The organism is Pseudomonas sp. FH4, from assembly GCF_000510915.2.
Lineage (GTDB): Bacteria > Pseudomonadota > Gammaproteobacteria > Pseudomonadales > Pseudomonadaceae > Aquipseudomonas > Aquipseudomonas brenneri.
Window position 1 is genome coordinate 1 of record NZ_AOHN01000014.1, and the last position, 26,382, is coordinate 26,382.

Here is a 26,382-nt window from a genome sequence, read left to right on the forward strand (position 1 = left end):
GAAGTGGGGCGAATTATAGACAGATATAAATCGCCGTCAACCGTTACTTTCACATTTCTGTCATATCGGTCAAAAAAGCTCCAGAAACGCAAAGGCCGGCCCCAAGGGGCCGGCCTTCTGCTCATCCGACCTTACAAACTAGGGAAGGCGAACTGCGATGCTTCATGGCTTGCACGCTGTGGCCAGCGCTGGGTGATCGCCTTGCGACGGGTATAGAAACGCACCCCGTCCGGCCCATAGGCATGCAAGTCGCCAAACAGCGAACGCTTCCAGCCACCAAAGCTGTGATAAGCCACCGGCACCGGCAATGGCACGTTAACCCCCACCATGCCCACTTCAATCTCGTCACAGAACAGCCGCGCCGCCTCACCGTCACGGGTAAAGATGCAGGTACCGTTGCCATATTCATGGTCGTTGATCAGTTGCATCGCCGCTTCCAGGCTGTTCACCCGGACGACGCACAGCACTGGGCCAAATATCTCTTCTTTATAGATGCGCATCTCGGGCGTCACGCGATCAAACAGGCAGCCGCCCAGGAAGAAACCATCTTCATTCCCGGCAACGCTCAGGCCACGCCCATCGACCACCAGCTCAGCGCCCGAAGACACACCGTCTTCTATATAGCCGCTGACCTTGTCGCGCGCCTGCGCAGAAACCAGTGGCCCCATGTCCAGGCCACAGGAAGTACCCGCACCAATCTTCAGTGCCTTGATCTGCGGCACCAGCTTGGCAATCAATGCATCCGCCACCTGGTCACCCACGCAGACCGCCACCGAGATCGCCATGCAACGCTCGCCGCAGGAGCCATAGGCGGCGCCCATCAAGGCACTCACGGCGTTATCCAGATCCGCATCCGGCATCAGCACCGCATGGTTCTTCGCCCCGCCCAGCGCCTGCACACGCTTGCCGCGCTTGGTCGCTTCGGAATAGATGTACTCGGCAATCGGCGTCGAGCCAACAAAACTCAAGGCCTTGACCTCAGGTGCCTCGATCAGTGCATCCACCGCGCCCTTGTCGCCATGGACCACACTCAACACGCCTTTGGGCAAACCGGCTTCCTGCAACAACTGGGCAATCAGCAGCGTCGAGCTTGGGTCGCGCTCCGATGGCTTGAGGATGAAGCAGTTACCGCAGACGATGGCCAGTGGATACATCCACAGCGGCACCATGGCAGGGAAGTTGAACGGCGTAATACCGGCCACCACGCCCAGCGGCTGAAAGTCGGACCAGGCATCAATGTTCGGGCCGACGTTACGGCTGTATTCACCCTTGAGGATCTCCGGCGCCGAACACGCGTACTCGACGTTCTCGATCCCGCGCTTCAACTCACCGGCCGCGTCTTCCAGGGTCTTGCCATGCTCTTCGCTGATCAACTGCGAGATACGCGCTTCGTTCTGCTCCAGCAATTGCTTGAAACGAAACATCACCTGGGCGCGTTTGGCCGGTGGCGTATTACGCCAGGCCGGAAATGCCGCCCTGGCCGAGTCGATCGCCTGTTGAATGGTTTCACGGCTGGCCAATGGCACCTGGTGAATCACCTGGCCGGTGGACGGGTTGTAAACGTCGGCACTACGACCGCTGTCGTTGACCATTTCGCCATTGATCAAATGCTGGATAAGGCTCATGCAAGGCTCCTGAAAAGTTGTCCACAGGCGCGACACGCGTCGCGCCAGGCTGTTGTTCTATATAGAAGGAGAAATCAGTCGATCTTGTTCAGCACTTCGCCGACGGCATCGAACAAGCGATCCAGGTCCTGCGGCTTGCTGTTGAAGGTTGGGCCGAACTGCAGGGTGTCGCCGCCAAAACGCACATAGAACCCGGCCTTCCACAACGCCATGCCCGCTTCGAATGGACGCACGATGGCATCCCCATCACGCGGCGCGATCTGGATCGCACCGGCCAGGCCGTAGTTACGGATGTCGATTACGTTCTTGCTGCCCTTCAAGCCGTGCAGCGCATTCTCAAAGTGCGGCGCGACTTCGGCCACGCTCTGCACCAGGTTTTCCTTCTGCAACAGATCCAATGCCGCCAGGCCAGCAGCACAGGCTACCGGGTGTGCCGAGTAGGTGTAGCCGTGTGGGAATTCCACCGCGTACTCAGGCGTCGCCTGGTTCATGAAGGTCTGATAGATCTCACTGCTGGCAATCACCGCGCCCATTGGGATCGCACCGTTGGTGACTTGCTTGGCGATGCACATCAGGTCTGGCGTCACACCGAAACTGTCCGCACCGAACATCGAGCCGGTACGGCCAAAACCGGTGATCACTTCGTCGAACACCAACAGGATGTTGTGCTGGTCACAGATTTCACGCAGGCGCTTGAGGTAGCCCTGTGGCGGAACAAGTACCCCCGCAGAACCAGCCAGCGGCTCAACAAATACCGCGGCAATATTTGATGCATCGTGCAACTCAATCAGCTTGAGCAACTCGTCAGCCAGGGCAATGCCACCCAGCTCCGGCATACCGCGCGAGTACGCATTGCTCGCCAGCAAGGTGTGCGGCAGGTGATCGACATCCATCATCGCCTGGCCAAAAATCTTACGGTTGCCGTTGACGCCGCCCAGGCTGGTGCCCGCGATGTTCACCCCGTGATAACCACGAGCACGCCCGATCATCTTGGTCTTGGTCGCCTGGCCCTTCAGGCGCCAGTAGGCACGCACCATCTTTACCGCCGTATCGGCGCACTCGGAACCGGAGTCGGTAAAAAACACATGGTTCAGGTTGCCTGGGGTCAGGTCGGTAATCTTTTCTGCCAACTGAAAGGACAGCGGATGACCGTATTGGAAGCCTGGCGAGTAATCCAGGGTGCCCAGTTGCTTGGCGACCGCTTCCTGGATTTCCTTGCGGGTGTGCCCCGCGCCGCAGGTCCACAGGCCCGACAACGAGTCGTACACCCGGCGCCCCTTGTCATCGATCAACCAACTGCCTTCGGCCCCCACGATCAGACGCGGGTCGCGCTGGAAGTTGCGGTTGGCGGTGTAAGGCATCCAGTGGGCGTCCAGCTTCAACTGGCTGGCCAGGGTGGATGGGGCGTTTTCGGGCATGTTCATCAGCAAAACCTCGCAAGGCAAAAGGCAGCGTCGGGATTGAAAAGCGTTGTTGCAGCTAAATTGCCACGAGGATAAAGTCTAGGAAATCCAACTCTTCTAACCTTCAGTCAGGTCTTTACTAAACTATGAGCAGCCGCCGACCCGACCCACTGGCCCAAGTCAGCGACTTCGATATCCGCCTGTTGCGCATCTTTCGCAGTGTGGTGGAGTGCGGAGGCTTCTCGGCGGCGGAAACCGTGCTGGGCATCGGGCGCTCAGCCATCAGCCAGCAAATGAGCGATCTCGAACAACGCCTGGGCCTGCGCCTGTGCCAACGCGGGCGCGCCGGCTTCTCCCTGACGGAAGAAGGCCGGGAGGTCTACCAATCGGCCCTGCAACTGTTGAGTGCGCTGGAAAGTTTCCGCACCGAGGTCAACGGCCTGCACCAGCACCTGCGCGGCGAACTGATCATCGGCCTGACCGATAACCTGGTGACCCTGCCCCATATGCGCATCACCCATGCATTGGCGCAGTTGAAAGAGCGCGGCCCGGATGTGCAGATCCAGATCCGCATGATCGCCCCCAATGAAGTGGAACAAGGCGTGCTCGACGGGCGCCTGCATGTCGGCGTGGTACCCCAGGCCAGCGCGCTGTCGGGCCTGGAGTATCAGCCCTTGTACAGCGAGCGCTCGCTGCTCTACTGCGCGGTGGGCCATCCGCTGTTTTATGCCGACGACAAGCAACTGGACGACCCACGCATCAATAGCCAGGACGCCATCGCACCGACTTTCCGTCTGCCCGCCGATATCCAGGCCCACTATCAAGCGCTCAACTGCACTGCCAGCGCCTCCGACCGCGAAGGCATGGCCTTCCTGATCCTTACCGGGCGCTACATCGGCTACCTGCCCGACCACTACGCCAGCCTATGGGTGCAACAAGGCCGACTACGTGCGCTGAAATCGCCTACACGCTTTTACGATTTAAGCCTGGCTTCGGTCACCCGCAAGGGCCGCCGCCCTCATTTGGTGCTGGAAAGCTTTCTCGACAGCCTGGCCGCAACCCGCTGATACGGGCCCCATACAAAACCTGAGCAAGTGGACAGTTTTTTGCAAGGCATAGGGACCATGAACCGTCAGCCCTGAGTCCCCATGCCATGCCAGCAGAATCCTCCAGCCCCAACGACCTGATCTACGGCCTCAACGACCGCCCCAAACCACTGCCCGCCTTGCTCGCGGCACTGCAACATGCGCTCGCCAGCTTCGTCGGCATTATCACCCCGCCCTTGATCATCGGCTCCACCCTGGGCCTGGCCGCCCACTTGCCCTACTTGATCAGCATGGCGTTGATGGTTTCCGGCGTAGGCACCTTCATCCAGGCCCGTAGGCCCTTTGGGATTGGCGCGGGCATGATTTGCCTGCAAGGCACCAGCTTTGCCTTTCTCGGCGCAGTGTTATCGGCCGGTTTCCTGGTCAAGCAGCGCGGCGGCAGCCCGGAGGACATCCTGGCGATGATCTTCGGCGTGTGTTTTTTCGGCGCGCTGGTACAGATCGTGCTGAGCCGCTTTATCGGCCAACTGCGCCGCGTCATCACCCCGCTGGTGACCGGGATTGTGATTACCCTGATTGGCATCAGCCTGATCAAGGTGGGCATCACGGATCTGGGTGGAGGCTTCAACGCCCCGGACTTTGGCGCCCCGACCAACCTGGCCCTTGGCCTGTTCGTGGTGCTGACGATTATCCTGCTCAACCGTTCGAACACGCCGTGGGTACGCCTGAGCGCGATCATCATCGGCCTGGTGCTGGGCAGCATTGCCGCCTGGTTCAGCGGCAAGTTGGTGCCCCAGCCCTTGCCCGACCTGCCCTTGATCAGTCTGCCGACGCCGTTTCATTTTGGCTTCAGTTTCGACTGGACAGCCTTCCTACCCGTCGCGCTGATTTATCTGATCAGCAGCATCGAAACCGTCGGTGATCTCACCGCCAACTGTATGATCGCCCGCCAGCCCATCAGCGGTCCTTCTTATATAAGCCGGCTCAAGGGCGGCGTGCTCGGGGATGGTGTCAGTTGCATGATCGCCGCCACCTTCAGCGCCTTCCCCAATACCACCTTTGCCCAGAACAACGGCGTGATCCAATTGACCGGTGTCGCCAGCCGTTATGTGGGCCTGTACATCGGTGTGGTGCTGTTTTGTCTCGGGCTGTTTCCGCTGATTGGTGCGGTGCTGCAGCAGATTCCCAAGCCAGTGCTCGGCGGCGCAACCCTGGTGATGTTCGGCAGTGTCGCCGCCGCTGGTGTGCGTATCCTGGCGCAGGCCCCGCTGGATCGACGTAGCATGCTGATCATCGCCACCTCGTTTGGGGTCGGCCTGGGCATCGCCGCGCAACCGAATTTGTTGCACCTGATGCCAACCCTGGTGCAAAACCTGTTCGACTCGGCCATCACCAGCGGCGGGATGACGGCCATTGTGTTGTGCCTGATCCTGCCGGAATCCAAGGCCGCGGCACCTGCCGCAAATCCGCTGGTGGAACACGACACGCTGGAACCGCTTTGACGCTTTTATCGTATCGGGACTTGTCTGAGGCTTGAGGGTGGGTTATCTGTGCAGCAATCGCATTCATCGATCTGCACGGAAACCTCCATGAGCCTCGAAGTTCCTGCCCACAACAGCCACGCCGGAAAACCCGCCAGTCGCATTCGGCAAAAGAACGAACAAGCGATCATCCAGGCCGCCGAAGACGAATTCGCCCGGCATGGCTACAAAGGCACCAGCATGAACACCATCGCCGCGAGTGCCGGGCTGCCGAAGGCCAACCTGCACTATTACTTCACCAATAAGCTGGGGCTGTATATCGCGGTACTGAGCAATATCCTCGAACTGTGGGACAGCACCTTCAACACCCTGACCGCCGAGGATGATCCCGCCGAGGCGCTGACTCGCTACATCCGCACCAAGATGGAATATTCCCGACGCCAGCCGCAAGCCTCGCGGATCTTCGCCATGGAGATCATCAGCGGTGGCGAATGCCTTACCGAATATTTCAGCCAGGACTACCGCACCTGGTTCAGCGGTCGGGCCGCGGTGTTCCAGGCCTGGATCGATGCCGGCAAGATGGACCCCGTGGATCCGGTACACTTGATCTTCCTGCTGTGGGGCAGCACCCAGCATTACGCTGACTTCGCGACCCAGATCTGCCGCGTGACCGGTCGCACCAAGCTGACCAAGCAGGACATGGAAGACGCTGGCAGCAACCTCATCCACATTATTCTCAAGGGCTGTGGCATCAAGCCGGCCCTCTGAACGAAGCGACCCGATGCCTTTCACCCTTACGGGCTTTTGTGAATTTCGCGAAGAAATCCGCAAAAGCCGCTTCATCACCTTTGCCGCACCCATTACCAGCCCGCAAGACGCCCAGGCGTTTATCGAGCAGCACAGCGACCTCAACGCCACGCACAACTGCTGGGCCTGGAAACTGGGCGGGCAGTACCGCAGCAACGATGACGGCGAACCCGGCGGCACCGCCGGGCGCCCGATCCTGGCCGCCATCGAGGCCCAGGGCTTTGATCAGGTCGTGGTGCTGGTGGTCCGTTGGTATGGCGGCATCCAGCTAGGCACCGGAGGCCTGGCCCGTGCCTATGGCGGTGGCGCCAATAAATGCCTGCAAAACGCCGAACGGGTCGAACTGATCAGCCGCGTGCCCTTGAGCTGCGCCTGCGGCTTCGCCGAACTGACCCTGGTCAAGCTGCGCGTCGCCGAACTGGGCGGCCTGGTGCTGGAAGAAACCTTCACCGCCAACGGTGTTGAGCTGCAATTGGCACTCGGCGAAGCCCATATCGACACCCTGCAAACGCAGTTGGCCGACCTGAGCCGCGGGCGAATCCTGCTGCAACGTTGAACCTGATAATGTTGTTCACTGAACCTCGACGCCAAAGGAAGCCTTCATGTCTACGCCAAAAACCGCATTGATCATCGGCGCCTCGCGCGGGCTGGGCCTTGGCCTGGTCAAGCAATTGCTCCAGGACGGCTGGGACGTGACCGCCACCGTGCGTGATCCGGGCAAGGCCGATGCCCTGAAAGCCGTGGGCCCGGTCCAGATCGAGAAACTCGACATGGACGACCAGCAAGCCGTGATCGCCCTGAGCCAGCGCCTCAAGGACCGCACCTTTGACCTGCTGTTCGTCAATGCCGGCGTCAAGGGCCCGGCCAACCAGACCCCGGGCCACGCGACCCTGGCTGAAGTCGGCCAGCTGTTTTTCACCAATGCCGTGGCACCGATCAACCTCGCCCAGCGCTTTGCCCCGCAGATTCGCCAGGGCAGCGGCGTGCTGGCATTCATGAGCTCGGTGCTGGGCAGCGTGACCATGCCCGATGCGCCAGACCTGGCACTGTACAAAGCCAGCAAGGCCGCGCTGAACTCCATGACCAACAGTTTTGTGACGCAATTGGGCGAGCAGAAGCTGACGGTGTTGTCGCTGCACCCGGGCTGGGTCAAGACCGATATGGGCGGCGAAGGTGCCGACCTGGATGTGGAGACCAGCGTGCGCGGCCTGATTGCCCAAGTGAACGCCTACACCGGCAAGGGCGGCCATCACTTCGTCAACTACAAGGGCGAGACCATTCCCTGGTAACCAGCAGATGAGCGGTGGATAGACCCCACCGCTCACTCCACGTAGACTGCCCTCCTCGCCCTTACCGGCGACCCTGGATCAGCAGACAGGGCAACACTGAGCTGGCAAACCTGAACCCATCATTCAGAGGAGCCGGCCAATGCCTGCGACCCGTATCTGGTTAAAAAACCCTCTCGCGATCTTCACTGCCAATGCCCTGGACGCCCGTGGCGGCCTGGTGTTGCAAGACGGCGTGATCGTCGAAGTGCTCGCCCTCGGCCAACAACCGAGCATCGCCTGCGAACAAACCTTCGATGCCCGCGAGCATGTGATCCTTCCCGGCCTGATCAACACCCACCATCACTTCTACCAGACCCTGACCCGCGCCTGGGCGCCGGTGGTCAACCAGCCTTTGTTCCCCTGGCTGAAAACCCTGTACCCGGTCTGGGCCCGCCTGACGCCGGAAAAACTCGCACTGGCCAGCAAGGTCGCCCTGGCAGAATTACTCCTCTCGGGCTGCACCACCGCCGCCGATCACCACTACCTGTTCCCCGACGGCCTGGAAAATGCGATCGACGTGCAAGTCGACAGCGTGCGCGAACTGGGCATGCGCGCCATGCTCACTCGCGGTTCCATGAGCCTGGGCGAAGCTGACGGTGGGCTGCCACCGCAGCAGACCGTGCAGCAAGGTGAAGTGATCCTCGAAGACAGCCAGCGCCTGATCCAGCGCTACCACGAGCGCGGCGACGGCGCGCACATCCAGATTGCCCTGGCGCCCTGCTCGCCGTTCTCGGTCACTCCCGAAATCATGAGCGCCAGCGCCGAACTGGCCAACCAGCTCGATGTACGCCTGCACACCCACCTGGCCGAAACCCTCGACGAAGAAGACTTCTGCCTGCAACGCTTCGGCCTGCGCACCGTGGACTATCTGGACAGTGTCGGCTGGCTCGGCCCACGTACCTGGCTGGCCCATGGCATTCACTTCAACCCCGATGAAATCGCCCGCCTGGGCGCGGCCGGCACCGGGATTTGCCACTGCCCAAGCTCCAACATGCGCCTGGCCTCCGGCATCTGCCCGACCCTGGACCTGATCGCCGCTGGCGCGCCGATTGGCCTGGGCGTGGATGGTTCGGCCTCCAACGATGCGTCCAATATGATCCTCGAAGCACGTCAGGCCCTGTATATCCAGCGCCTGCGCTACGGGGCAGAAAAAATCACCCCTGAAGGCGTGCTGGGCTGGGCCACCAAAGGCTCTGCGCAACTGCTCGGCCGCAGCGACATCGGCGAGTTGGCCGTGGGCAAACAAGCTGACCTGGCGTTGTTCAAACTCGATGAGCTGCGCTTCTCTGGCAGCCACGATCCGATTTCGGCGCTGCTGTTATGCGGCGCCGACCGCGCGGATCGCGTGATGGTGGGCGGCAAGTGGCGGGTGATCGACGGGCAAATCGAGGGCATGGACCTCAAGGGCCTGATCGCCGATCACAGCCAGGCGGCGCGGCAGTTGATCGCCGGCTGACTACAACCCCAACAGCGACAACATGATAAAGGTCGCAAACAGTACAAAGTGGGTCATCCCTTCGATGGCGTTGGTTTCGCCATCGTTGAGGTTGATCGCGCTGACAATCAGCGTGATAAACACCATCACTGTTTGCACCGGTGTCATCGCCATCTGAAACGGCTGGCCGGTGTACAGCGCCATCGCTTCCATCACCGGCACAGTCAAGATCACCGTCGACAACGAAGCCCCCAGCGCGATGTTGACCACTGACTGCATGCGGTTGGCCAATGCCGCACGCAACGCGGTCAGAATCTCTGGCGCGGCAGAAATCGCCGCCACCAGGATTGCCGTGATCACCGGCGGCGCACCCGTGCCCTCCAGGCCAAGGTCCAGGGTCTTGGACATCACTTCGGCCAATGCGCCAATGACCACCACGCCAAACACCAGGGTTGCGATGGAGAATGTCAGGTTGACCGGCGAAGCCTGTTCTTCCGGCAGCGGCTTGCGGCGTTTTTCCGGATAGCTGTAGCTGAAGAAGTAACTGTGTGGTCCCACCTGCATGCGCAGGAACAAGGCGTACAACACCACCATCGCGCCAATGGTGAAGGCCGAGTAGATTTTCCAGTCGGCCTCGGGGATAAATTCCGGCACCACCATGGACACGCCCATGGCGGTCAGGATCATCACGCTGTAGGTCCGCGCCGAATCATCGTTGTAGGACTGCTCGCCATGCTTGATGCCGCCCATCAGTGCGGCCAGGCCGAGAATGCCGTTGATATCCAGCATCACCGCCGAGTAAATCGTATCGCGCACCAGGGTCGGTGACGCCTCGTTGCTCATCATGATCGCCAGGATCACCACTTCAACCAGCACCGCCGCGAGGGTCAGGATCATCGTGCCGTAAGGATCGCCGACTTTTTCGGCGAGCAGTTCGGCGTGGTGGGCCACGCGCATCGAGGCCATGACGATAAAACCGATCAGCACCAGGCCACCGAGCAGCGCCGTGGCCTGCCCACTGTGCAGCAGCCAGTGTTCCAGCGGATAGGCCGCGATGGCGGCGAGCAGCGCCAGCCACATGAATTTTTCTTGCTTGAGGGATGTGAGCATTACGGGCCTTTTCGAACAGCGAATCAGTCTGTGATGGGGTACAGACTGCGGCGTTTCGCTAACGTTTCGTTACACCTTAGTTCATTCCTCCATTGCCGCAGGCACGAAGAATGCTTACCGCTCGGTCAGGTTTTACCGATTATTTGCGTCCTGGCCTGTAGAATGTCGCCATTGCACCTGATGAGAACGCACACATGTACGACTGGCTCAACGCCCTGCCCAAGGCCGAACTGCACCTGCACCTGGAGGGTTCGCTGGAGCCCGAGTTGCTGTTCGCCCTGGCCGAACGCAACAAAATCGCATTGCCGTGGAACGACGTCGAAACCCTGCGCAAGGCCTACGCCTTCAACAACCTGCAGGAGTTTCTCGACCTCTATTACAAGGGCGCCGATGTATTGCGCACGTCCCAGGATTTCTACGACCTGACCTGGGCCTACCTGCTGCGTTGCAAGGCGCAGAACGTGATCCATACCGAACCGTTCTTCGACCCGCAGACCCACACCGACCGTGGCATTCCCTTTGAAGTGGTGCTCAATGGCATCGCCAGCGCACTCAAGGACGGCGAGCAGCAACTGGGTATCACCAGCGGCCTGATCCTCAGCTTCCTGCGCCACCTGAGCGAAGAGCAAGCGCAAAAAACCCTCGACCAGGCGCTGCCGTTCCGTGATGCGTTTGTCGCCGTGGGCCTGGACAGCTCGGAAATGGGCCACCCACCGAGCAAATTCCAGCGTGTGTTCGATCGCGCCCGTGGCGAAGGTTTCCTGACCGTCGCCCATGCTGGCGAAGAAGGCCCACCGGAATACATCTGGGAAGCCCTCGACCTGCTGAAAATCCAGCGTATCGACCATGGCGTGCGCGCCATCGAAGACGAGCGCCTGATGCAGCGGATCATCGACGAGCAGATCCCCCTGACCGTGTGCCCGCTGTCCAATACCAAGCTGTGTGTATTCGACGACATGGCCCAGCACAACATCCTCGACATGCTGGAGCGTGGGGTGAAGGTCACCGTGAACTCCGATGACCCGGCGTATTTCGGCGGTTATGTCACCGAGAACTTCCACGCGCTGCACACCTCGCTGGGCATGACCCAGGACCAGGCCCGCCGCCTGGCGCAAAACAGCCTGGATGCACGCCTGGTCAAGCCCTGACCCCTCCCTGTAGGAGCGAGCTTGCTCGCGAAGGACGCCAACGATAAAGCGTACATCCTGGATGAACGCGACGCCTTTGAATTGTTCGCGGGCAAGCCCGCTCCTACACAGCCGCCATCCGGGCAATTTCCAAGCGCCCGGTCTCGGTGACCTGCACTGCGCTTGACTCATTGACCGTCTTCAACCAGCGCGACTGCATGAACAACTGCAACAATCCCGCCCCCAACGCCCCGCCCAGGTGCGGCTGCTGCTCGCTCCAGTCAGAGCAATCGCAAGCCATTGTCGAGAAACTATGCTGGGCCAGGGCCTGGGTGAAAATGCCATGCTCGGCCAAATGGCGTGCACCCAGGGGCGTCACATGGAGCCACTGTTCAAAGCGTTCAATCCACTTTGCCAGCACCATGCGCTGATAGAGGGCTGCCGCCATTTCCCCCCCAAGATGATCGTGGCATATCCGTGCCTGGCGCAACGAAGCCGGCGCCAGCAATGCCGTCACCGGCCGGCTGGATGCACTGCGCGCCACGCTAGCCATCGTGGTACTGGCCAATGCATCGACGGCTGCGCCCACATCCGCTGCCGCCATGCGGAAGAAGCGTTTACGCCCGCGGGCTTCAATACGTAGTAATCCACCGGCCGCCAAACGCGCCAAATGCGCATTCGCCGATGAAGCCGATAACCCAGCCAACATCGCCAACTCCTCGGAGGGCTTGGCCGAGCCGTCCATCAACGCCCAGATCATCGCGGTGCGTTTGGGGTCGGCCAACAATGTTGCGATCTGGCTGATGCAAGGTGCCTGTTCCATGTACTCACTCCCTGTTCAATCGTTGGTCTGCTCCATTTCGCCGAAAAGTATAAGTGTGTGAGCAGCGGATTCCGTGGCGTCTTACAGCCAAATCAGCGACAGCTACTGCCTGAAATTTCCTGAATTTCCCGAGGTTATTGTGTAGTCCCCCGTCGTTCAGGCAACTGCGCGCTCAACTTCCCACAACGTGCCACGAGCATTTCACGCAGGAGGTTGATCGGCTTACTCAATTGCGCACGATGGGCGCACAGCAGATTGAGCGGTGTGCGCTCACCCAGCAGCTCCGGCAAGAGCAACTGCAAGCGGCCGGCCAGCACATCGGCGCTGACATCCAGCCAGGACTTGTAGGCAATGCCCACCCCAGCCACGGCCCAACGCCGCACGACATCAGCGTCGTCACTGAAACGGTCGCCGCTGACGGTCAGGCTGATTTCCCGTCTAGCATCCTGAAAGCTCCAATGGTCGTGCACCCGGCTGCCGAGCATAAACAGCAGGCAATTGTGCTGGGCCAGTTCTTCCAGATGGCGCGGCTCGCCATGTCGGGCCAGGTAGCTGGGCGCCGCGCACAACACTCGGCGGTTGTCTGGCGCGACCGGCAAGGCCACCAGGCTCGAATCCTCGGGTTCGCCATAGCGCAAGGCGATATCCACCGGCTGGCGGAACAGGTCGGCGATCCGGTCGCCCAGCAGTAGGCGCACGTTCAACTGCGGGTGTTCACGCTGAAACTCGTCGAGCCAGGGCAGCAACAGGTTGCGTCCGAAGTCCGAAGGCGCCGACAACTGCAGGACACCGCTGACATGATCCTGGCCGCTGGCCAGCAACCGCCGCCCCTCATCCAGTTGGCTCAAGGCACCGCGGGCGTACTGCAGAAAACCTTCACCCTCGGCGGTCAGGCGCAGGCTGCGGGTGGAGCGCGCCAGCAAGCGCACGCCCAATTGTTGTTCGATGCGTTTTAACGCCGCACTGGCCACTGCCGCCGACATATCCATGACCCGTGCGGCGGCAGACAAACTGCCCAAATCCGCCGCACGCACGAACAACTGCAAATCATCAAAACGCAGCATGACCACCGTCCCGAGGAATTATCAAAAATCCGTTGAAAGAGAGTGCTCTTTTAGCGGGTTTTATCTGCAAGAGAAATAGCTAATGATCTGTCCATCACATTCGCCCCTCTATGGAACGCGCCATGAAAGCCATCGCCTACTACGCCGCATTGCCGATCAACGACCCCAAGTCCCTGCAAGACATCGAATTGCCTGAGCCAGTGGCCGGCCCGCGTGACTTGCTGGTGGAAGTCAAAGCCATCTCGGTCAACCCGGTGGACACCAAGATCCGCCAGAACGTCGCTCCGGAAAACGGCGCAGCCAAAGTGCTGGGCTGGGATGTGGCCGGCGTGGTCAAGGCGGTCGGCAGCGACGTCACGCTGTTCAAGGCCGGTGACAAGGTGTTTTACGCCGGCTCCCTGACACGCCCGGGCGGCAACAGCGAACTGCACACGGTGGATGAGCGGATTGTCGGCCATATGCCAAAAAGCCTGGGTTTTGCCGAAGCCGCCGCCCTGCCGCTGACCGCCATCACCGCCTGGGAGCTACTGTTCGAACGCCTGCAAGTGGCTGAAGGCAAGGCCGATCAAGGCCAGAGCCTGCTGATTGTCGGCGCTGCCGGCGGCGTAGGCTCGATCCTCACCCAACTGGCTGCGCAACTCACCGCACTCAAGGTGATCGGGAGCGCCTCGCGCCCGGACACCCAGGCCTGGGCCAAGGATCTGGGGGCCGACCTGGTGGTCGATCACAGCCAGCCCCTGAGCGAAGAGCTCAAGCGCGCCGGCCACCCACAGGTGACCCACGTCGCCAGCCTGACCCAGACCGACCAGCACCTGGACCAATTGGTCGAAGCCCTCGCACCCCAGGGCAAACTGGCATTGATCGACGATCCCAAGGCCCTGGATGTGACCAAGCTCAAGCGCAAGAGCCTGTCGCTGCACTGGGAGTTCATGTACACCCGCTCGATGTTCGAGACCGCTGACATGATCGAGCAGCACAACCTGCTCAATCGGGTCGCCGAGCTGATCGACGCCGGCACCCTGAAAACCACGGTGGGCGAACACTTCGGCGTGATCAATGCGGCGAACCTGCGCCGAGCCCATGCCTTGCTGGAAAGCGGCAAGGCCAAGGGCAAGATCGTGTTGGAAGGCTTCTAAGACGCGGGCTCTGTCAGTGTCATCCGTTATCGCTGTAGGTAACGGACGGCACCGCTAGTCAGAGACTTGATCCTTGTCATATTTGTGAGCGTATTCGGGTTTATATTGGCCGCCTTTGCCACGCAATCTTTTACGTGAGGAAGTCAGCAATGAAGATCCTGATAAAAGCGTTAGCAAAATCCCAAGGCAACAAATGGCAGGTCCGCCTGGACCACGACGCCTTTACCTTCCGCAGTGAAGCCGAGGCTCGCGCCTTCGCCAACACCCTGCAAAACCGAATCCAGGCACCCCATCGTTTTCCCGAAAGCCAGCAGCGCGCTACTGGCTGAAAAAGCGGTCAGGCCTGCGCTTGCAAGGTTCGCTGCCGTTGCAGGCGCTGGGTCAACATGGCCACCACTACCGCCAACACCCCACACAAGCTGATGACGATCGACATCGGCATGGCCGTGCCGTCGTGCAGTGCGCCGACCAACGATGCCGCACCTGCGGCCACGCCAAACTGGATGCAGCCCAGCAGGGCCGACGCGCTGCCGGCCCGCGCGCCCTGCCCGTTCATGGCGCACGCCGACGTATTGGGCATGATGCAACCCAGGCTGGCGATGCACAGGAACAGCGGCACCAGCAGCGGCCACAATGCTTCGGTATGCAAGGCACTGACCGCCAGCAGCGACAGCGCTGCCGCGAGGTAGACCCACACCGTGCGGGTCAGCAGAAACGCCGGGCCGCGCTTGGACAGCAGCCGCGCGTTGACCTGGGCCACCAGGATAAAGCCTGCGGCATTGGTGCCGAACAGCCACCCATAGTGCTCGGCCGGCACGCCGTAGAGCTTGATAAATACGAAAGGTGAGCCGGCGATGTAGGCGAACATCCCGCCAATTGCGATACCACCGGTCACGGCATACCCCAGGTACACCCGATCAGCCAGCAGCCGCCCGTATTGGCGCAACGCCCCGGACAGTGGCTGCCGAGGCTGATGGGCCGGAAAACTCTCCGGCAAACCGATAGCCACCGCCACCCCGGCGCCGACGCTGAATACCGTCAACGCGAGGAAAATCGACTGCCAGCCCCACAGGCTGACCATCACCCCACCGAGCATCGGCGCCAGGATCGGCGCCAGCCCGACCACCAGCATCAATTGCGAAAAGACCTTGGCCGAGCCCACCGCGTCGCACTTGTCGCTGACCACCGCCCGGGAAATCACCATGCCCGCACACCCGCCCAGGGCCTGGACGAAGCGCGCACCGATCAGCCATTCCAGGGACGGCGCATAGGCGCACGCCAGGGAGGCCACGGTGAACAAGGTGACACCGCTCAACAGCGGGATGCGCCGCCCGAAACGATCCGCCAGCGGCCCATAGATCAACTGGCCGATCGCAAGGCCCGTGAAATACACGGCCAGGGTCAGCTGGATATGTTTTTCGTCGGTGCCGAACGCCACCGCCATGGCCGGGAAGCCCGGCAGGTAAAAATCGATAGCCAGCGGCGCAAATGCGCTCAAGGCCCCAAGAATAAGGATTATGCGAAGGTTCATCAGGCACCCGGAAGAGTCGGCAGCCCGACAGTCTAGCCGCGCTTGGGTGCCTTGAACATTACGTTAGCTCGCTACCTATTAAATAATCAGGCGAGCTTGGCGCTGTAGCCTTCTTCGGTGATCAGGCTGATCACTTCGTCCGGCGACAAACGACTTTCCACACCGACTTCCTTGGCGGCCAGATTCACATTCACACTGGCGGCCGGATCCTTCGCTTGTACCGCTTGGGTCACGGCCCGGACGCAGTGGCCGCAGGTCATTCCTTCAACGCTGAATATTTGCATGACATGACTCCTTGAGTGAGGTTGCACCCAGTCTCATCCTTGCCACGATGGCAAGGTCAAGCACTGAAAACAAGCGCCGGGCTGGTATTCCCTGGCGGCGTCGGCCAAGCTGCAACCATCCACGATTTGAAACCCGGAGAATTCACCATGCGCTGGTCGTTTTTTGGCCTTGTCAGCCTGTTGAGCCTGTTCGCCGCTGTCCCCCAGGCCAGCGCCGCCGAGGACTATGCGGTGCTGATCATTTCCAGGGAGCGCCTGGAAGTACCGACCAACTGTGAGGTCGGCCTGTACGTCAATGACCAGTTGGCCGGACGGCTGTTCCAGGAGCAATCCACCTCATTCAACTTCCCGGAAGGCAAGGTCTCGCTGCGGCTCAAATTGCTGCCGGGCCAGGTTCCCGGATGCCTGCCGGGGCTTCTGGCGCCCAAGGCCCAAGAGATCACGCTCAAAGCCGGCGACGTGCGCAAATTGCGCATTGCCCAGGGCGCCGACGGCATGTACCTCAAGGCCGCCAAGCTCGGTTACTGACGCGAACCTGTCTCAATGCCGTTTTCTGTAGGAGCGAGCTTGCTCGCGAAGAACGTCAACGATAACGCGTGTTTACCGGGTAAACGCGGCGCTCTCCAGTTTTTCGCGAGCAAGCTCGCGCCTACAGAAAAACGGTATCAGGGCTTGCCGTGAATTAAGGGGCTTGACCTTCCTATCAGGTCAAGGTTGATCCTACAGGCAACTTTTCCTGGAGGAACGCCCCATGAATGGATCCACCACCTTCGACCTGCCGATCAGCGGCATGACCTGCGCCAGTTGCGTCGGGCGGGTCGAACGCGCCCTGAACAAGGTGCCCGGCGTGCAAAACGTCAGCGTCAACCTGGCCAATGAACGGGCCCACGTCGAGGTGACGGGCCAGATGGACCCCGCCGTGCTGATCGCCGCCGTGGAAAAAGCCGGCTACACCGCCACCCTGCCGCAAAGCGAAACCGCCACCCAAGCCAGCCAGGAACAACGCCTGAAACGCGAACGTTGGTCGCTGGTGATGGCCATTGCGCTGGCGTTGCCGCTGGTCCTGCCGATGCTGGTGCAACCGTTCGGCCTGCACTGGATGCTACCGGCCTGGGTGCAATTCCTGCTCGCCACCCCCGTGCAGTTCATCTTTGGTGCGCGCTTCTATGTCGCCGCCTGGAAAGCCGTGCGCGCCGGCGCGGGCAACATGGACCTGCTGGTGGCCATCGGCACCAGCGCAGGCTATGGCCTGAGTATCTACCAGTGGCTCAGCGCGCCGGCTGGCGTCGAGCCGCACTTGTACTTCGAAGCCTCGGCGGTGGTGATCGCCCTGGTGCTGCTTGGCAAATACATGGAAAGCCGCGCCAAACGCCAGACTGCCAGCGCCATCCGCGCCCTGGAGGCCTTGCGGCCAGAGCGGGCGATTCAGGTGATCGATGGCCGCGAGCAAGAGGTCGCGATCAGCGCCCTGCGCCTCAATGATCTGGTGCTGGTCAAGCCCGGCGAACGTTTCCCGGTAGATGGCGAAGTGGTCGAAGGCCAAAGCCATGCCGACGAAGCCTTGATCACCGGGGAAAGCCTGCCAGTGCCGAAACAACCGGGGGATAAAGTCACCGGCGGCGCGATCAACGGTGAAGGCCGTTTGCTGGTACGCACCCTGGCCCTCGGCGCAGAAAGCGTGCTGGCGCGGATCATTCGCCTGGTCGAAGACGCCCAGGCGGCCAAGGCGCCGATCCAGAAACTGGTGGATAAAGTCAGCCAGGTGTTTGTGCCGACCGTGCTGGTGATCGCCCTCGCCACCCTGGTTGGCTGGTGGTTGTATGGTGCACCGCTGGAAACCGCATTGATCAATGCCGTCGCGGTGCTGGTGATTGCCTGCCCTTGCGCATTAGGCCTGGCCACGCCGACCGCAATCATGGCCGGCACCGGTGTCGCGGCCCGCCACGGGATTTTGATCAAGGACGCCGAAGCCCTGGAGCGCGCCCACGAAGTCAGCGCGGTGGTGTTCGACAAGACCGGCACCCTCACTTCCGGCGCCCCCAAAATCGCCCACCTCAGTGCAGTGGATGGCAACGAAGCACTGTTGCTGCAACAGGCCGGCGCCCTGCAACGCGGTAGCGAACACCCATTGGCCAAGGCGGTACTGGACGCCTGCAATGATCAAGGCCTGCCGGTTGCCGATGTCAGCGCCAGCCAATCCCTGACCGGGCGCGGCATTGCCGGCACCCTGGACGGTCGGCAACTGGCCCTGGGCAATCGGCGCCTGCTCGATGAGACCGGCTTGAAGCCGGGTGACCTGGCCGCCAACGCCAGTGCCTGGGAAGCTGAAGGCCGCACCTTGTCCTGGTTGATCGAGCAAAGCCCGGAACCTCGGGTGCTGGGCCTGTTTGCCTTTGGCGACACCCTCAAGGACGGTGCCCTGCAAGCCGTGCAACAGCTCAAGGCGCGACACATCAGCAGCCACTTGCTGACCGGCGACAACCGCGGCAGTGCCCGCGTGGTGGCACAAGCGCTGGGCATCGATGATGTGCACGCCGAAGTGTTGCCCGCCGACAAAGCCGCCACCGTCGCCGAGCTGAAAAAGACTGGCGTGGTGGCCATGGTCGGCGACGGCATCAACGATGCCCCGGCCCTGGCCGCCGCGGATATCGGCATCGCCATGGGCGGCGGCACCGACGTGGCGATGCACGCGGCGGGTATCACGCTGATGCGTGGCGATCCACGCCTGGTGCCGGCAGCCCTGGAAATCAGCCGCAAGACCTACGCGAAAATCCGGCAGAATCTGTTCTGGGCCTTTGTGTATAACTTGATCGGCATTCCGCTGGCCGTGTTCGGCCTGCTCAATCCGGTGTTGGCCGGCGCCGCCATGGCCCTGTCCAGCGTCAGCGTGGTCAGCAACGCACTGCTGTTGAAAACCTGGAAACCCAAGGATCTGGAGGATCACCGCTCATGAACATCGGCCAGGCAGCCCGGCAAAGCGGCTTGAGCGCAAAGATGATTCGTTATTACGAATCCATCAACCTGCTCAAGCCGGCCCATCGCAGCGACAGTGGCTATCGCCTGTATAGCGCCGACGACCTGCACACCCTGGCGTTTATCAAGCGCTCGCGGGACTTGGGGTTTTCACTGGCAGAAGTCGGCAAGCTGCTGGAGCTGTGGCAGGACCGGCAACGGGCCAGTGCCGACGTCAAGGCGTTGGCTCGCCAGCATATCGAGGAGTTGAATCAAAAGATCCGCGAACTGGGGCAGTTGCGCGATACGTTGCAGGACTTGGTGGAGCACTGCCAGGGCGATCACCGGCCCGATTGTCCGATTCTCAAGGAGTTGGCGTCGGGCAGTTGCTGCGGATCCAACTGACCGAACGCAAAACCCAATGTGGGAGCGGGCTTGTGTGGGAGCCGGGCTTGCCCGCGATAGCATCACCTCGGTGCAACTGATGTACCGAGGTGCCTGCATCGCAGGCAAGCCAGCTCCCACATTTTTTAACCCCCAGTGTGCTGGGCGATCACTGCATCCAAGGCGGCGGCGGTTCTTCCGCCGGTTTGCCCGGTGGTGCATCATCCGCCGCACGGATCGCCTGGCGCCGCTCTTCGTCAAGCCGCGCCGCTTCGATCTCACGCATCACGCCGCCGACATCCGCCAATTCTTCCGGCTCGTCGAACTCGCCAGTCAACACACTGGCCGGATGCAAGGTGCCGGCTTCGTACAGCGCCCACATTTCCTTGGCGTACTTGGTGGTCTTCAATTCGGGGGCAAACCGCCCGAAATACGAAGCCATGTTGCCCACGTCCCGCTCCAGCATGCTGAATGCGTGGTTGTTACCCGCCGCATCCACCGCCTGAGGCAAGTCGATGATCACCGGGCCCGTCGGCGTCAGCAATACGTTGAACTCGGAAAGATCACCGTGCACCAGACCGGTACACAGCATCAGCACGATCTGCGAGATCAGGAACGCGTGATACTCACGGGCCTGATCCGGTTCCAGGACCACGTCGTTCAGGCGTGGCGCCGCGTCACCGTATTCATCGGCCACCAACTCCATCAGCAACACGCCTTCAAGGAAGTCGTAGGGCTGTGGCACGCGAACACCCGCACCGGCCAGGCGAAACAGCGCCGCTACTTCAGCGTTCTGCCAGGCGTCTTCGGTTTCTTTCTTGCCGAACTTGGAGCCCTTGGCCATGGCCCGGGCCTGCCGGCTGTTGCGGACCTTGCGGCCTTCCTGGTATTCGGCCGCCTGACGAAAGCTTCGTTTATTCGCCTCCTTGTAGACCTTGGCGCAACGTAATTCGTTGCCGCAGCGCACCACATAAACAGCTGCTTCTTTACCACTCATGAGTGGGCGCAGCACTTCGTCGACCAGACCGTCCTCGATCAGGGGTTCAATGCGTTTAGGAGTCTTCATCAGCTTTTATTGTGGGTCCTTTATTACCAAACACGCGTATGGCACTCGTTATACGGCAATCCTCGCACAGCGGGGAGAGGGTAACGAGCCTTGATCTGCTAAAGAATGCATCCAATATGCCAGATTAATCCGACAAAGCCGCTATTGCTCAAGGCGTTCGGATGATAGCCGAGATCAGCGCTCAATGATCGCCGTCACGCCCTGCCCGCCCGCAGCACAGATCGAAATCAGCCCGCGCCCCTTGCCGGCGGCGTCCAGCAGCTTGGCCAGGTTGGCGACAATACGCCCACCGGTGGCGGCAAATGGATGCCCAGCGGCCAGGGAGCTGCCCTTGACGTTCAGGCGGCTGCGGTCGATAGAGCCCAACGGCGCGTCCAGGCCCAGGCGGGTCTTGCAGTAATCGGCATCTTCCCAGGCCTTGAGCGTGCACAACACTTGGGCGGCGAAGGCTTCGTGAATTTCGTAGTAATCAAAATCCTGCAGCGTCAGGCCATTGCGCGCCAGCAAACGGGGTACGGCATATACCGGCGCCATCAACAGCCCTTCGGCACCGTTGACGAAATCCACCGCCGCCGCTTCGCCATCACGCAGGTAGGCGAGAATCGGCAGGCCACGCTCCTTGGCCCAGGCTTCGCTGCCCAATAACACCAGGGACGCGCCATCGGTCAGCGGCGTGGAGTTGCCGGCGGTCAGGGTGCCCTTTTCACTGCGTTCAAAAGCCGGTTTGAGGCTGGCGAGCTTTTCCAGGGTCAGGTCCGGGCGCAGGTTGTTGTCACGGGTCAGGCCCAGGAACGGTGTGAGCAAATCGTTGTGCCAGCCCTCGGCGTAGGACGCGGCCATTTTCTGATGGCTTTCCAAGGCCAGTTGGTCCTGCTCGGCGCGGGGGATCTGCCAGGTCTGCGCCATCAGTTCGCAATGCTGGCCCATGGACAGGCCAGTACGCGGTTCACCATTGCGCGGCAGTTCCGGCTTGAGGTGATGCGGGCGAAGTTGTAACAGGACTTTTAATTTATCCGCCATGGATTGGCTGCGATTGGCTTGCAGCAAGATTTTGCGCAGGCCCTCATTCACCCCGATGGGCGCGTCGGAAGTGGTATCGACCCCGCCGGCGATCCCGCATTCGATCTGCCCCAGGGCAATCTTGTTAGCCACCAGTAGCGCCGCTTCCAGCCCGGTGCCGCAGGCCTGTTGAATGTCATAGGCCGGGGTTTGTGGCGACAGGCGCGAGCCCAGCACGCATTCGCGGGTCAGGTTGAAGTCCCGCGAATGCTTGAGCACCGCGCCTGCGGCCACTTCACCCATGCGCAAGCCGTGCAGGTTATAGCGCTCGATCAAGCCTTCCAGGGCCGCCGTCAACATGGCCTGGTTACTCGCCGTGGCATAGGGGCCATTGGAACGGGCGAAGGGGATACGATTACCGCCAATGATCGCGACACGGCGCAACTGAGTCATGGAAAGCTCCCTGTTAGGTGGTAGGTGCAATCCTGAGCCTAGACTAGGAACGACTGTCACCTATTGATGGTCCACCCTTTGAACCCCAGCAGCCGGAGAGCGTTCCATGTCTGACCGTTATATCGACTTCGCCAACTCAAGCCTTGGCCACCGCGTGGTCTCGGCCATTGGCCTGCCGTCCCCGGTACGCCTGGAGCGCTGGCAAGCCGGACGCCTGCGCCCGGTGGAAGGCGCCCTGCTGTTGGGCGGCGGCCCACTGGCGGCCCAGGTGTTGGGGTTTGCCAATAAACTCACCGAGGCCATCTACAGCTACGGCCCCGAACCGCTCAAGGCCACGCCGTGGATCCCCGGGCATGGCCCCAAGCTCAAGGCGGTGCTGTTCGATGCCAGCCATTTGCAACATACCGACCAACTCAAGCAACTGCGCGAGTTCTTCCAGCCGCTGCTGAAAAATCTCGATCACAGCGCACACCTGGTGATTCTCGGCCGCGCCCCGGAAAGCCTCAGCGAACCGTTTGCCGCCAGCACCCAGCGCGCGCTCGAAGGGTTCAGCCGGTCGCTGGCCAAGGAGCTGCGCAACGGCGGCACCTTGCAATTGCTGTATGTCACAGAAGGCGCCGAGGATCAATTGGAAGGTGCGCTACGGTTTTTCCTTTCGCCGAAAAGTGCCTATATCAGCGGCCAGGTGCTGCGCCTGAACGCCTGCCCAACCCAGGTGCACGACTGGACCCGCCCACTGGCCGGGCTCAAGGCCCTGGTGACCGGCGCCGCACGAGGTATCGGTGCTTCGATTGCCGAAACCCTGGCCCGCGACGGTGCCGAGATTGTGTTGCTGGATGTGCCCCAGGCCAAGGCCGATCTCGACGCCCTCGCCGCTCGGTTGGGCGGGCGCGGCATTGCCCTGGACATTTGCGCCGATGACGCCGCCACGCAGTTGATCGAGCAGTTGCCGAACGGCATCGACATCGTGGTGCACAACGCCGGCATCACCCGCGACAAGACCCTGGCCAACATGACCCCGGAATACTGGGACGCGGTATTGGCGGTCAACCTCAATGCCCCGCAAGTGCTGACCAAGGCCCTGCTCGACAGCGGCACCCTGCACGACAACGGCCGCGTGGTGTTGCTGGCTTCGATCAGCGGCATCGCTGGCAATCGCGGGCAAACCAACTACGCCGCGAGCAAGGCCGGGCTGATCGGCCTGGCCCAGGCCTGGGCGCCGCTGCTGGCGCAACGGGGCATCAGCATCAACGCGGTGGCCCCAGGTTTTATCGAGACCCAGATGACCGCGCACATTCCCTTTGCCTTGCGTGAAGCCGGGCGACGCATGAGCTCGCTGGGCCAGGGTGGCTTACCGCAAGATGTGGCCGAAGCCGTGGCCTGGCTGGGCCAACCGGGGTCAGGTGCAATCAGTGGCCAGGCGCTGCGCGTATGCGGGCAAAGCCTGCTGGGAGCGTAACTATGCTGTGGCACACATTACCCCGCAGCCCGGCACTGCCGCCGCTGTATTGGCGCGCCGCGCTCAAGCGCAAGATCACCGGCACCACGTTGCCCACTTCAGGGCTGCACTGCCGGGTGCAGGTCAATCCCGAGGCGGTAGCGGCCTATCGCAAGGTCTGCGGGTTTGCCGAGAGCCCGATGCTGCCGGCGACTTATCCACACATCCTGGCGTTCGGCCTGCAGTTGCAGTTGCTGACGGCGCGGGAATTCCCCTTCCCGCTGCTGGGGCTGGTGCACTTGAGCAACCGTATCCGTGTGTTTCGCCCCATGGGCGGGGTCAGCGACGTGCGAGTCAGTGTGCATACGCGCAACCTGCAACCCCATGCCAAGGGCGCGACCTTTGACCTGATCACCACCGTCGAGGATTCCCTGGGTTTGTTGTGGGAGGGCGAAAGCCGAATGCTCTGTCGCGGGGTGAAACTCGATGGTGAAGCGCCAGAACAATCCCTGCCAGCGCCCAATATGGTCAACGAGCTGACCCGCTGGCAGGCACCGTCCGACATCGGTCGGCGGTACGCCCGGGTATCCGGTGACTACAACCCGATCCACTTGAGCGCCCTCACCGCCAAGCTGTTCGGTTTCCCCCAGGCCATCGCCCACGGGCTGTGGAACAAGGCACGTACCGTGGCGGCCCTGCATGAACATCTGCCCTCGGCGAATATCGAGCTCTACGTTGAGTTCAAGAAACCGGTACGGCTGCCTGGCGAAGTCATCTTGTTGACCGGTGCCCCCGGTTCCAGTGGCGAGTTGCAACTCAAGGGCAGTGGCGATATCGAACATATGCTCGGAAAGTGGCAGCCGATTGCCTGAAACAGCGGCAATTTGCTGATTAATTGTATATATACAACCTAAGTTATAGCGGGCTATCGATAGCCCGCTAACTTATCCAAGTGATTGTTTTACATAACATCACCTCAAAACAAAAACCTCTACATATACCCTTGGTATTAATCACCAAGACGCACTTACGCGCCTGTATATAAATCGTTAATACCAAGTTGAGCGTTGCGATAAAGAGTGCCGAGGACTGTGATAGCCACAACGGACGCATGTATTGCCCGCCGAAGAACGGGCGAACTTGCGAAACCAACAAAGGCTGTACCAGGTGCTAAGGAACTCATCATGAAAACTCAAGTCGTGTTGTGGAAAGCAAGTACTGCATTGGCCCTTATCCTGGCGATGAGCCTGGGTGGCTGCAGCAGTGGTGGTGGCGGTCACAAGAGCAGCGTTGCATCCTCCTCCCCAGATGCTGGCGCCGGGACCGGTGGTGGTACTGGCGGTGGTGACGGTGGCGGAACCGGCGGTGGCACAGGTGGTGGTGACGGCGGCGGTACTGGCGGTGGCACAGGTGGCGGAACCGGCGGTGGTACTGGCGGTGGCACAGGTGGCGGAACCGGCGGCGGTACTGGCGGCGGTACTGGCGGTGGCACAGGTGGCGGAACCGGCGGTGGTACTGGCGGCGGCACAGGTGGCGGCACCGGCTCAACCACCAGCCCCTTGGTAACCGGTCAAATCGCAGCCAACCTGGGTGACACCCTCGGCAACGTAGGCACAGCTATCGGTGGCATCGGCACAACCGTGGGCGGCGTTCCCGTCGTCGGCACTACAGCCGGTGGCTTGGTGACCAGCGTCGGCACGGCGGTAGGCAGCGTCAGCGATGGCTTGACGGATGGCCTGGGTTCCCTGGGCACTAACAGCAACTCCCTGGGCATTACCGTGGCCGGTGTGGGCAACGCTGTCGCCGATCTGGGCGGTGGTGTTTCGACCACTGGCAAATCGTTGTCCACCACCTTGGGTGGCATCCCTGTCGTCGGCGGCCTTACCGGTGGTGTCGGCGGCACTGTCGGTGGCGTGGTAGACAAAGTAGGCCAGGCCGTCACCATGCTCGGTGACACCTTGAGCACTGCCAGCACCACGGGTCCCCTGGGATCGGTCACCAACACCCTGGGCGGCAAAGTACTGGTACCGGTGGTCTCGCTGGTTGAAAACACCACCGGCAATCTCGGTAAAGCCACCGGCCTGGGTGCCCCGGTCAATGGCCTGCTGGATAAAGTCGGCTCAACCGTCACCGGCCTGAGTGGCCAAGTGTCTGGTGCTGGTGGTACTGGCAACCCTGTCACTGGCATCGTGGGCAGTGTGCTCGGCGGTGTAGGTGCAGTAGCAGGTACTTCCGGTGGCCTGGTTTCGCCTTCTGCCGGGACTGGCAGCGGCAGCGCCCCAGCATCCGGCCTGCCTGAACTGGTAGGTGGCCTGGTGGCCAACGTCGGCAACGGTCTGAATGCTGGCAACACCAACGGCACCGTCAGTGCGGGTGGTGTGGCAGGCGGTGCACTGGGTAACACAGTGGCCTCGCTTGGCACAGTGATCGGTGGCAACGGCGTCGCCAACACAGCGGCCACCGCACCGATTGCAGGCCTGGCCAGCAATGTGGGCGCCGCGCTGAACCCTGTGACTTCGGGTGTCAGCAGCCTGACCCAAAATATCGGTACCACCACCGGCATCGGTGCACCGGTTAACGGCCTGGTGACTCAAGTGGGCGGGGCGGTCAGCAGTATCGGCACCAGCATCACGGCCACCAATGCCAACCCCATCACCAATACCCTGGGGCAAACCGTTAACACAGTCGGTGGGGTTGTCACCTCACTGGGCGGCGCAGTCACCGGTGGCACGGGTACAACAGGTGGTCTGCTCGGCAACTTGAACATCGGCGCCACCGCCACTGGCAGCACCAGCGGCACCGTAGGCGTCGGCGGTCTGCTCAACGGCCTGACCGGTAAATAAGAGAATTGCACCTGGCCCATTAGACGGCCTCCCCTACAGCGCCTACG

The 26,382-nt window shown here is 61.5% G+C and carries 24 protein-coding genes; 15 read left to right on the top strand and 9 right to left on the bottom strand.

Translation table 11 applies throughout. The annotated features are described in order from the left end of the window. Positions 1-131: 131 nt before the first annotated feature. Positions 132-1,625, bottom strand: a complete 1,494-nt coding sequence (locus H097_RS10715; protein WP_032859737.1) for a CoA-acylating methylmalonate-semialdehyde dehydrogenase — start codon at positions 1,623-1,625, stop codon at positions 132-134. Positions 1,626-1,699: 74 nt separating this feature from the next. Further along, the gene (locus H097_RS10720) at positions 1,700-3,049 is read right to left on the bottom strand and encodes an aspartate aminotransferase family protein (RefSeq protein ID WP_032859739.1); all 1,350 of its coding nucleotides are present in this window, start codon (positions 3,047-3,049) and stop codon (positions 1,700-1,702) included. Positions 3,050-3,174: 125 nt separating this feature from the next. Here H097_RS10720 and H097_RS10725 point away from each other — a divergent pair, with 125 nt between their 5' ends. The 6 genes from H097_RS10725 (at position 3,175) to H097_RS10750 (ending at position 9,146) form a co-directional block, all read left to right on the top strand. Then, positions 3,175-4,095, top strand: a complete 921-nt coding sequence (locus H097_RS10725; protein ID WP_032859741.1) for a LysR family transcriptional regulator — start codon at positions 3,175-3,177, stop codon at positions 4,093-4,095. 86 nt (positions 4,096-4,181) lie between these two features. Beyond that, a complete protein-coding gene (locus tag H097_RS10730; RefSeq protein ID WP_032859744.1) occupies positions 4,182-5,576 on the top strand; it encodes a nucleobase:cation symporter-2 family protein in 1,395 nt (464 codons plus the stop codon). Positions 5,577-5,663: 87 nt separating this feature from the next. Beyond that, complete coding sequence (locus H097_RS10735) at positions 5,664-6,323, top strand: TetR/AcrR family transcriptional regulator (RefSeq protein WP_029297545.1); 660 nt, start codon at positions 5,664-5,666, stop codon at positions 6,321-6,323. 13 nt (positions 6,324-6,336) lie between these two features. After that, on the top strand, positions 6,337-6,918 hold the full coding sequence (locus tag H097_RS10740) for a YigZ family protein (RefSeq protein WP_032859747.1): 582 nt from the start codon (positions 6,337-6,339) through the stop codon (positions 6,916-6,918). A gap of 46 nt (positions 6,919-6,964) precedes the next feature. Further along, complete coding sequence (locus tag H097_RS10745) at positions 6,965-7,651, top strand: SDR family oxidoreductase (RefSeq protein ID WP_032859750.1); 687 nt, start codon at positions 6,965-6,967, stop codon at positions 7,649-7,651. Between the two features lie 139 nt (positions 7,652-7,790). Continuing rightward, a complete protein-coding gene (locus H097_RS10750) occupies positions 7,791-9,146 on the top strand; it encodes an 8-oxoguanine deaminase (RefSeq protein ID WP_032859751.1) in 1,356 nt (451 codons plus the stop codon). Here H097_RS10750 and H097_RS10755 read toward each other — a convergent pair whose 3' ends face one another. Further along, positions 9,147-10,235, bottom strand: a complete 1,089-nt coding sequence (locus H097_RS10755) for a calcium:proton antiporter (RefSeq protein WP_032859753.1) — start codon at positions 10,233-10,235, stop codon at positions 9,147-9,149. Between the two features lie 194 nt (positions 10,236-10,429). Here H097_RS10755 and H097_RS10760 point away from each other — a divergent pair, with 194 nt between their 5' ends. After that, positions 10,430-11,383 (top strand): adenosine deaminase, encoded by a 954-nt coding sequence (locus tag H097_RS10760; RefSeq protein WP_032859755.1) that lies wholly within the window; start codon positions 10,430-10,432, stop codon positions 11,381-11,383. A gap of 103 nt (positions 11,384-11,486) precedes the next feature. On the opposite strand, the gene H097_RS10765 is transcribed toward H097_RS10760, so the two are convergent. Together H097_RS10765 and H097_RS10770 are read right to left on the bottom strand one after the other, a co-directional pair. After that, a complete protein-coding gene (locus H097_RS10765; protein ID WP_032859757.1) occupies positions 11,487-12,185 on the bottom strand; it encodes a helix-turn-helix transcriptional regulator in 699 nt (232 codons plus the stop codon). Positions 12,186-12,319: 134 nt separating this feature from the next. Then, complete coding sequence (locus H097_RS10770; protein WP_032859759.1) at positions 12,320-13,249, bottom strand: LysR family transcriptional regulator; 930 nt, start codon at positions 13,247-13,249, stop codon at positions 12,320-12,322. A gap of 122 nt (positions 13,250-13,371) precedes the next feature. On the opposite strand from H097_RS10770, the gene H097_RS10775 reads away from it, so the two are divergent. Further along, positions 13,372-14,385: a zinc-binding alcohol dehydrogenase family protein gene (locus H097_RS10775; RefSeq protein WP_032859762.1), complete on the top strand. Its 1,014-nt coding sequence runs from the start codon at positions 13,372-13,374 to the stop codon at positions 14,383-14,385. A 149-nt stretch (positions 14,386-14,534) separates the two neighbouring features. Continuing rightward, positions 14,535-14,714, top strand: coding sequence for a hypothetical protein (locus H097_RS10780; protein ID WP_032859764.1), 180 nt, complete (start codon positions 14,535-14,537; stop codon positions 14,712-14,714). Between the two features lie 8 nt (positions 14,715-14,722). Here H097_RS10780 and H097_RS10785 read toward each other — a convergent pair whose 3' ends face one another. Next, positions 14,723-15,916, bottom strand: coding sequence for a multidrug effflux MFS transporter (locus H097_RS10785; protein WP_032859766.1), 1,194 nt, complete (start codon positions 15,914-15,916; stop codon positions 14,723-14,725). 86 nt (positions 15,917-16,002) lie between these two features. Next, complete coding sequence (locus H097_RS10790; protein WP_032859767.1) at positions 16,003-16,200, bottom strand: cation transporter; 198 nt, start codon at positions 16,198-16,200, stop codon at positions 16,003-16,005. Between the two features lie 147 nt (positions 16,201-16,347). Here H097_RS10790 and H097_RS10795 point away from each other — a divergent pair, with 147 nt between their 5' ends. From H097_RS10795 to cueR, 3 genes are all read left to right on the top strand, one after another. Then, a complete protein-coding gene (locus tag H097_RS10795) occupies positions 16,348-16,728 on the top strand; it encodes a hypothetical protein (protein ID WP_032859768.1) in 381 nt (126 codons plus the stop codon). A gap of 223 nt (positions 16,729-16,951) precedes the next feature. Then, positions 16,952-19,153, top strand: a complete 2,202-nt coding sequence (locus H097_RS10800) for a heavy metal translocating P-type ATPase (protein WP_032859770.1) — start codon at positions 16,952-16,954, stop codon at positions 19,151-19,153. Then, positions 19,150-19,557, top strand: coding sequence for a Cu(I)-responsive transcriptional regulator (cueR, locus tag H097_RS10805; protein ID WP_032859772.1), 408 nt, complete (start codon positions 19,150-19,152; stop codon positions 19,555-19,557). The genes H097_RS10800 and cueR overlap by 4 nt, the downstream gene beginning before the upstream one ends. 148 nt (positions 19,558-19,705) lie before the next feature. Here cueR and H097_RS10810 read toward each other — a convergent pair whose 3' ends face one another. Together H097_RS10810 and H097_RS10815 are read right to left on the bottom strand one after the other, a co-directional pair. Further along, a complete protein-coding gene (locus tag H097_RS10810; RefSeq protein ID WP_032859773.1) occupies positions 19,706-20,602 on the bottom strand; it encodes a PA4780 family RIO1-like protein kinase in 897 nt (298 codons plus the stop codon). Positions 20,603-20,776: 174 nt separating this feature from the next. Continuing rightward, positions 20,777-22,054: an acetyl-CoA C-acetyltransferase gene (locus H097_RS10815; protein WP_032859775.1), complete on the bottom strand. Its 1,278-nt coding sequence runs from the start codon at positions 22,052-22,054 to the stop codon at positions 20,777-20,779. Positions 22,055-22,160: 106 nt separating this feature from the next. Between H097_RS10815 and H097_RS10820 the strand changes: the two genes are divergently transcribed. The 3 genes from H097_RS10820 (at position 22,161) to H097_RS10835 (ending at position 26,335) form a co-directional block, all read left to right on the top strand. After that, a complete protein-coding gene (locus H097_RS10820; protein ID WP_032859777.1) occupies positions 22,161-23,513 on the top strand; it encodes a 3-oxoacyl-ACP reductase in 1,353 nt (450 codons plus the stop codon). A 2-nt stretch (positions 23,514-23,515) separates the two neighbouring features. Next, positions 23,516-24,364 (top strand): MaoC/PaaZ C-terminal domain-containing protein, encoded by an 849-nt coding sequence (locus tag H097_RS10825; RefSeq protein WP_032859779.1) that lies wholly within the window; start codon positions 23,516-23,518, stop codon positions 24,362-24,364. Between the two features lie 312 nt (positions 24,365-24,676). After that, complete coding sequence (locus tag H097_RS10835) at positions 24,677-26,335, top strand: collagen-like triple helix repeat-containing protein (protein WP_032859781.1); 1,659 nt, start codon at positions 24,677-24,679, stop codon at positions 26,333-26,335. Positions 26,336-26,382: the final 47 nt, after the last annotated feature.

What these genes read in the sequence shown, in the direction of transcription:
- H097_RS10715 (WP_032859737.1), bottom strand. Translation starts at nt 1,625, where the DNA reads ATGAGCCTTATCCAGCATTTGATCAATGGCGAAATGGTCAACGACAGC.
- H097_RS10720 (WP_032859739.1), bottom strand. Translation starts at nt 3,049, where the DNA reads ATGAACATGCCCGAAAACGCCCCATCCACCCTGGCCAGCCAGTTGAAG.
- H097_RS10725 (WP_032859741.1), top strand. Translation starts at nt 3,175, where the DNA reads ATGAGCAGCCGCCGACCCGACCCACTGGCCCAAGTCAGCGACTTCGAT.
- H097_RS10730 (WP_032859744.1), top strand. Translation starts at nt 4,182, where the DNA reads ATGCCAGCAGAATCCTCCAGCCCCAACGACCTGATCTACGGCCTCAAC.
- H097_RS10735 (WP_029297545.1), top strand. Translation starts at nt 5,664, where the DNA reads ATGAGCCTCGAAGTTCCTGCCCACAACAGCCACGCCGGAAAACCCGCC.
- H097_RS10740 (WP_032859747.1), top strand. Translation starts at nt 6,337, where the DNA reads ATGCCTTTCACCCTTACGGGCTTTTGTGAATTTCGCGAAGAAATCCGC.
- H097_RS10745 (WP_032859750.1), top strand. Translation starts at nt 6,965, where the DNA reads ATGTCTACGCCAAAAACCGCATTGATCATCGGCGCCTCGCGCGGGCTG.
- H097_RS10750 (WP_032859751.1), top strand. Translation starts at nt 7,791, where the DNA reads ATGCCTGCGACCCGTATCTGGTTAAAAAACCCTCTCGCGATCTTCACT.
- H097_RS10755 (WP_032859753.1), bottom strand. Translation starts at nt 10,235, where the DNA reads ATGCTCACATCCCTCAAGCAAGAAAAATTCATGTGGCTGGCGCTGCTC.
- H097_RS10760 (WP_032859755.1), top strand. Translation starts at nt 10,430, where the DNA reads ATGTACGACTGGCTCAACGCCCTGCCCAAGGCCGAACTGCACCTGCAC.
- H097_RS10765 (WP_032859757.1), bottom strand. Translation starts at nt 12,185, where the DNA reads ATGGAACAGGCACCTTGCATCAGCCAGATCGCAACATTGTTGGCCGAC.
- H097_RS10770 (WP_032859759.1), bottom strand. Translation starts at nt 13,249, where the DNA reads ATGCTGCGTTTTGATGATTTGCAGTTGTTCGTGCGTGCGGCGGATTTG.
- H097_RS10775 (WP_032859762.1), top strand. Translation starts at nt 13,372, where the DNA reads ATGAAAGCCATCGCCTACTACGCCGCATTGCCGATCAACGACCCCAAG.
- H097_RS10780 (WP_032859764.1), top strand. Translation starts at nt 14,535, where the DNA reads ATGAAGATCCTGATAAAAGCGTTAGCAAAATCCCAAGGCAACAAATGG.
- H097_RS10785 (WP_032859766.1), bottom strand. Translation starts at nt 15,916, where the DNA reads ATGAACCTTCGCATAATCCTTATTCTTGGGGCCTTGAGCGCATTTGCG.
- H097_RS10790 (WP_032859767.1), bottom strand. Translation starts at nt 16,200, where the DNA reads ATGCAAATATTCAGCGTTGAAGGAATGACCTGCGGCCACTGCGTCCGG.
- H097_RS10795 (WP_032859768.1), top strand. Translation starts at nt 16,348, where the DNA reads ATGCGCTGGTCGTTTTTTGGCCTTGTCAGCCTGTTGAGCCTGTTCGCC.
- H097_RS10800 (WP_032859770.1), top strand. Translation starts at nt 16,952, where the DNA reads ATGAATGGATCCACCACCTTCGACCTGCCGATCAGCGGCATGACCTGC.
- cueR (WP_032859772.1), top strand. Translation starts at nt 19,150, where the DNA reads ATGAACATCGGCCAGGCAGCCCGGCAAAGCGGCTTGAGCGCAAAGATG.
- H097_RS10810 (WP_032859773.1), bottom strand. Translation starts at nt 20,602, where the DNA reads ATGAAGACTCCTAAACGCATTGAACCCCTGATCGAGGACGGTCTGGTC.
- H097_RS10815 (WP_032859775.1), bottom strand. Translation starts at nt 22,054, where the DNA reads ATGACTCAGTTGCGCCGTGTCGCGATCATTGGCGGTAATCGTATCCCC.
- H097_RS10820 (WP_032859777.1), top strand. Translation starts at nt 22,161, where the DNA reads ATGTCTGACCGTTATATCGACTTCGCCAACTCAAGCCTTGGCCACCGC.
- H097_RS10825 (WP_032859779.1), top strand. Translation starts at nt 23,516, where the DNA reads ATGCTGTGGCACACATTACCCCGCAGCCCGGCACTGCCGCCGCTGTAT.
- H097_RS10835 (WP_032859781.1), top strand. Translation starts at nt 24,677, where the DNA reads ATGAAAACTCAAGTCGTGTTGTGGAAAGCAAGTACTGCATTGGCCCTT.